The organism is Nocardioides sp. (assembly GCF_034670285.1).
Lineage (GTDB): Bacteria > Actinomycetota > Actinomycetes > Propionibacteriales > Nocardioidaceae > Nocardioides.
Map to the genome: position 1 here is coordinate 1 of NZ_JAXMNS010000293.1, position 4964 is coordinate 4964.

Consider the following 4964-nt stretch of genomic DNA (forward strand, 5'->3'; position numbering starts at 1 on the left):
CTCGCTTCGCTCGCTGCTCAGCCTCCGAGTCGGTGACCAGGACGAGTCGGTGGACGGCGGTGTCGGAGGGCTCGGCCAGACAGCGGCTCCAGGCCTTCCGTGCCTTCGCGAAGAGATCAGGGGCACCCGAACCTGCGAACTCCACCCGCACGTCGGTGTCGAGGCACCTAAGATGCAGGATGCAGTCTCGGAGGGGTGCAGCAGTCACTTGCGAAGCGTAGGGCTCTGACGACCTAGAAGGACCGGGAACCATGGAACTACTCGACTATCTGCGTGCTATCCGCAACCACTGGGTCGGCGTCGCGCTCATCGTCGTGTTCACCGTCAGCGCCGCGGGCCTCTATACACTCACGCAGCCCAAGGTGTACGCCGCCGACGCCGGCGGGTTCGTCACCGCCGGGCAGGCCGCCGACTCCGGGCTCGCCCAGCTCAACGACTCGCTCGCCAAGTCGCGGGCGGCGTCGTACGTCGACATCGCGAAGAGCCGTGCGGTGGCCGACCTGGCCATCGAAGAGCTGGGATTGTCGACCACTGCCTCAGCACTCATCGGCAACATCGAGGTCGACCAGCCGCTCAACACCGTCCTGATCAAGATCAAGGCACGCTCGAGCTCACCGATCGAGGCGCAGCGCCTCGCCGATGCCTGGGTGCGCGCGCTCTCGCAGCGGGTCGCCGAGCTCGAGGACCCAACCGACTCCGGCACCCTGGGGGTCCTGGGGATCGAGCCCACCGAGGCTGCCGCCCTGCCCTCGACTCCGGTCTCCCCGCTGCCGGCTCGCAACCTTGCCCTCGGGCTCGTGCTCGGACTCCTGCTCGCGATCGGCTACGCCACGCTCCGCTCGCTCCTCGACCGGCGGTTGCGCTCACCCGAGGAAGCCGAGCGCCGCTTCGGCGTGCCCATCGTCGGGCGGCTGCCCGCCACAGGGCTTCCCCACGAGGACGGATTGTTCGTCACCGACGCCATCGACCAGCAGAGCTTTGGCATCGGGGAGTCCTTCCGCCGGCTCCGCTCGAACCTCACCTATATGAACGTCGACAACCCGCCACGGGTGATCGTCGTGACCAGTGCCCGACCCCAAGACGGCAAGTCGACGGTCGCGGCCAACCTCGCCGCTGCGGTCTCGTTGTCGGGGCAGCCCGTCACCCTCGTGGACGGCGACCTGCGCCGTCCGACCGTGGCCGACAAGCTCGGGCTCGTCGAAGGTGCCGGCCTGACCGACGTGCTCATCGGTCAGGTCGAGCTCGACGACGTCCTTCAGGAGCACGCGTCCTTCGAGAACCTGCACGTGCTGGCGGCAGGCAGCACGCCGCCCAACCCCAGCGAAATGCTGGGCTCCCACGCGATGCAGGCACTGCTCAAGGAACTCTCCGGACGAGGCATCGTCATCGTCGATGCGCCTCCCCTGTTGCCGGTGACCGACGCCGCTGTCCTGACCCGCAGCGCGGACGGCGCGATCGTCGTCGTGTCTCACGGCAAGACCCTCGACACCGAGCTCGACGAGTGCCTGCGGCAGCTGACCGCCGTGCAGGGGCACGTGCTGGGAGTCGTCTTCAACCGGATGCCGCGACGCGGAGCCGGCTACTACGCCGCAGGCAGCTATTACGGAGCGGCCGACGAGGGGAAGAAGGGGATCAAGGCGCGACTGAGCCGTCGTGGTGGTGCCGACTCGGCCCCGAGCGGTGGCAAGCGCGCCGCTCGATAAGGCGCCGGCCGGCGACCCCTCAGGTCGACGACCTCTCGTGCCGATGGGAACTTCCCCATCGTCGATCTCAGCTCGAGGCCGCCATGACCCACTCCTCTTCCCCCACCCGCCGCAGCCTGATCAAGGCCGGCGCCTGGACGGCACCCGCCATCGTGCTCGCCACCGCTGCACCGACCTTCGCTGCCTCCGGCAGCCGTGCGTTCGCCGTGGCAGGTGGCGGTACGGCGGTGGTCAACGAGTTCGGACTCAACGCCCTGCAGTTCCGCGGATTCTCGATCACCGCGGCCAGCGACGTCGGCAAGGGCGAGCTGACGATCACCGTGACCAACCCGGACCGCTCCCTCACCGAGCTCGGGACGCCGGACGGCTGGACGCTGACGTCGAGCTCAGCACAGAAGCTCGTCTACACGAACACAGTCGCCGCGAAGGCCGGCCAAAAGTTCGTCGTGCCGAACGGGACCTACCTCAACGACAGCGGCGGCGGTGGCGCCTTCGTAGTGACGGTCTCCGCCCCAGACCATGACAGGGCCCGGATCACCTTCGCCATTCCGGAGTAGATCGACTCGAACCCCTCAGACGGGAGGGATCGTTGCCGATCGGTTGCGCATGTCCTTCACCCCCACCCGTCGCAGCCTCATCAAGGCCGGCGCCTGGACCGCACCCGCCATCGTGCTGGCCACAGCAGCGCCCGCGACCGCCGTGTCCGGCAGCGGGCGTGCCCTGATCCTGGCCCTCGGAAGCACCAGGATCGAGCACGACGGCCTCTTCTCAACCTTGCGTTACGACGGGTTCACCATCACCCCGGACAGCGCTATCCCTGCCGCCGGTCTCGTGATGACCGTGACCAACCCCGGCCGCTTCCTCTTTCAGTTAGGCACCCCGAGCGGGTGGGCGCTGACGTCTTCGTCGCCCGGCGCGATCGTCTACAGCCGGGCGGCCTCGTCAGCAGCGGGCGAAACCGTGGCCGTACCGAACGGCGTGTACTTCGACGACGAAGGAGTCGGCGGGTCATTCGTCCTGTCGTTCACTGCACCGGACCACGACCTCGCACGGGTCAGTTTCGCGATCCCGGCCCGGAGAGACACCGGCGCAGTCAGTCCTCGCGACGCAGCACGCGCACGGGAGCGTCAAGCAACGAGCTGATCAGGTCGGCGACCTCGGCGTGCACCTGCGCCGTCTGACCGATCGGGTCCGGCACGTCGGCCGCGCCGGCGCCGTGGGAGCGCGAGCGCGCGGCTGCAGCGATGAGATCGGGCGCTGACGCGAGGCCGGGCACCGCCTCGCAGATCGCGGCGAACTCCCCCAGCGTGAAGGTGCGCCGCATCATTCGCGGCGAACGCTGGAGCACGTCGGTGCGCAGGTCTTTGGTCATGGTGAGCACCAGGTCGGCACTCTCGATGACCAGCGGCGTCGCCACCTGGGAGGCGAACCCGGCTGGGTCGCCGCCGAGCCTGGTGAGCTCGGCGGCCGCGTGCGGTTCCATCGGCTGACCGCCGGTCGCGCGCAGGCCCGCGCTGGTCACCGTGGCTTCCTCACCCAGCCGTGCCCGCAGGAGTCGCTCGGCCAGGGGCGAGCGGCAGATGTTGCCCACGCAGACCACCAGGATCTTCATGGGCACACTCTGGCAGGACTCAGACCGGATCGGGGAGCGACGCGAGCACCTGCGCCTTGGTCGGCGCACCCACTGCCCGACCGAGCTCGTGGCCGGAACGGTCGAGGACGATCGTGGTGGGCGTGCGCATGATCCCCAGGCGGCGTACGACGTCGAGGTGCTCCTCGGCGTCGACCTCGATGTGGGCGATGCCGTCGGTCTCGGCGGCGACGTCGGTGAGAATGCGGCGAGTAGCCCGGCAGGGGGCGCAGAAGGCAGAGGAGAACTGCAGCAGCGTGGCCCGCTCCCCCACCTGGTCGACCCAGGGGGTGTCGGCGAGCAAACTCGGGGCCGTCGTCTCCGTGGCGGTGTCCTTTGAGGGGGCTGTCTGCTTGTAGCGGCCGTCGGTGCGGGCTCGGTAGAGGCCGAAGGCGAGTGCGACCACGACGGCCGCGATCGCGACCCAGGCTCCGGTGCTCATAGGAATGAGAACGGTAGCGGGGTCGTCCGCATTCCGGGTCGACGGTGATTGAGGTGCGACGAGCGCCAGCGACGGGCGTGACCTTGGGATCGGCAGCCTTTCGACTCACGGGGCTTCGTCAACGGCTCCTCCGTCGCCTGCTCAGCCTCCGGAGGGCACGGGGCTTCGTCGACGGCTCCTTCGTCGCCTGCTCAGCCTCCGGTGGGCGCGGCTTCGTCGACGGCTCCTCCGTCGCCTGCTCAGCCGCCGGAGGGCGGGGCTTCGTCGACGGCTCCTCCGTCGCCTGCTCAGCCTCCAGAAGGACGCGGCTCCGTCGAGGGCTCCTCCGTCGCCTGCTCAGCCTCCGGGGTCGCGGCTGCGCTCGGATAGGCTGCTGGCGCACATCACTATCGGGAGAGAAGGCGCCGCCATCAGTCACGCTGCTTCGGTAACCGACGAGCTCACCGCCGGCCGCGTCGCCGACGTGATTGCTGCAATTTCGGATGCCTTCGCCACCCGCGTCGCGGGTCAGGAGCGGCTGCGTCGATCGCTGCTCGTCGGCCTCGCCACCGAGGGGCACGTGCTGCTCGAGAGCGTGCCCGGGCTCGCCAAGACTCTGGCTGCGTCCACCTTGGCCCAGGCGGTCGGAGCCCACTTCTCGCGCATCCAGTGCACGCCCGACCTGCTGCCCAGCGACGTGGTCGGCACCCAGGTCTACGACCCGCGCACCCACGAGTTCGAGACCCAGCTCGGGCCGGTGCACGCCAACGTCGTCCTCCTCGACGAGATCAACCGCTCCAGCGCCAAGACCCAGTCGGCGATGCTCGAGGCGATGCAGGAGCGGCAGACCTCCATCGCCGGTGTCGTGCACCGTCTCCCCCGACCCTTCCTGGTGCTCGCGACCCAGAACCCCCTCGACGACGAGGGCACCTACGTGCTTCCGCGCGCACAGATGGACCGTTTCCTGCTCAAGGAGGTCGTCGACTACCCGTCGTCGGCCGACGAGCTGATGGTGCTCGACCGCATTGCCGACGGCACCCTGGGACGCGACGGCGCCGCGGTCGCACCCGTCGCCACGCTCGACGACGTCCTCGCGCTCCAACGCGCCACTGATGCCGTCTTCGTCGACCCGGCCGTCAAGCGCTACATCGTCGACCTCGTGGGCGCCACCCGCGACGCGAGGTCGTCGCTCGGCGACCGACAGATCGGA

At 69.3% G+C, this 4964-nt stretch carries 7 protein-coding genes; 4 read left to right on the top strand and 3 right to left on the bottom strand.

Going from position 1 to position 4964, the window contains the following annotated elements; translation table 11 throughout:
- On the bottom strand, positions 1 to 208 hold a 208-nt coding region (locus VOI19_RS14165), incomplete at its 3' end, for a hypothetical protein (protein WP_323793609.1).
- 43 nt (positions 209 to 251) lie between these two features.
- On the opposite strand from VOI19_RS14165, the gene VOI19_RS14170 reads away from it, so the two are divergent.
- The 3 genes from VOI19_RS14170 to VOI19_RS14180 all read left to right on the top strand — a co-directional run bounded on the left by VOI19_RS14170 (position 252) and on the right by VOI19_RS14180 (position 2846).
- Entirely contained in the window at positions 252 to 1703 is a 1452-nt protein-coding gene (locus VOI19_RS14170) for a polysaccharide biosynthesis tyrosine autokinase (RefSeq protein WP_323793610.1), read from the top strand.
- 83 nt (positions 1704 to 1786) lie between these two features.
- Entirely contained in the window at positions 1787 to 2260 is a 474-nt protein-coding gene (locus VOI19_RS14175) for a hypothetical protein (RefSeq protein ID WP_323793611.1), read from the top strand.
- Positions 2261 to 2309: 49 nt separating this feature from the next.
- On the top strand, positions 2310 to 2846 hold the full coding sequence (locus VOI19_RS14180) for a hypothetical protein (RefSeq protein WP_323793612.1): 537 nt from the start codon (positions 2310 to 2312) through the stop codon (positions 2844 to 2846).
- On the opposite strand, the gene VOI19_RS14185 is transcribed toward VOI19_RS14180, so the two are convergent.
- Entirely contained in the window at positions 2797 to 3315 is a 519-nt protein-coding gene (locus VOI19_RS14185) for a hypothetical protein (protein ID WP_323793613.1), read from the bottom strand. The genes VOI19_RS14180 and VOI19_RS14185 overlap by 50 nt on opposite strands.
- A 19-nt stretch (positions 3316 to 3334) precedes the next feature.
- Positions 3335 to 3775, bottom strand: coding sequence for a thioredoxin family protein (locus tag VOI19_RS14190; RefSeq protein ID WP_323793614.1), 441 nt, complete (start codon positions 3773 to 3775; stop codon positions 3335 to 3337).
- Between the two features lie 463 nt (positions 3776 to 4238).
- Here VOI19_RS14190 and VOI19_RS14195 point away from each other — a divergent pair.
- A partial coding sequence (locus tag VOI19_RS14195; RefSeq protein WP_323793615.1) for an AAA family ATPase occupies positions 4239 to 4964 on the top strand: 726 nt, incomplete at its 3' end.

Bases quoted from the DNA above. Each gene is read 5' to 3' on its own strand.
- VOI19_RS14170 (WP_323793610.1), top strand. From the start codon at position 252: ATGGAACTACTCGACTATCTGCGTGCTATCCGCAACCACTGGGTCGGC.
- VOI19_RS14175 (WP_323793611.1), top strand. From the start codon at position 1,787: ATGACCCACTCCTCTTCCCCCACCCGCCGCAGCCTGATCAAGGCCGGC.
- VOI19_RS14180 (WP_323793612.1), top strand. From the start codon at position 2,310: ATGTCCTTCACCCCCACCCGTCGCAGCCTCATCAAGGCCGGCGCCTGG.
- VOI19_RS14185 (WP_323793613.1), bottom strand. From the start codon at position 3,315: ATGAAGATCCTGGTGGTCTGCGTGGGCAACATCTGCCGCTCGCCCCTG.
- VOI19_RS14190 (WP_323793614.1), bottom strand. From the start codon at position 3,775: ATGAGCACCGGAGCCTGGGTCGCGATCGCGGCCGTCGTGGTCGCACTC.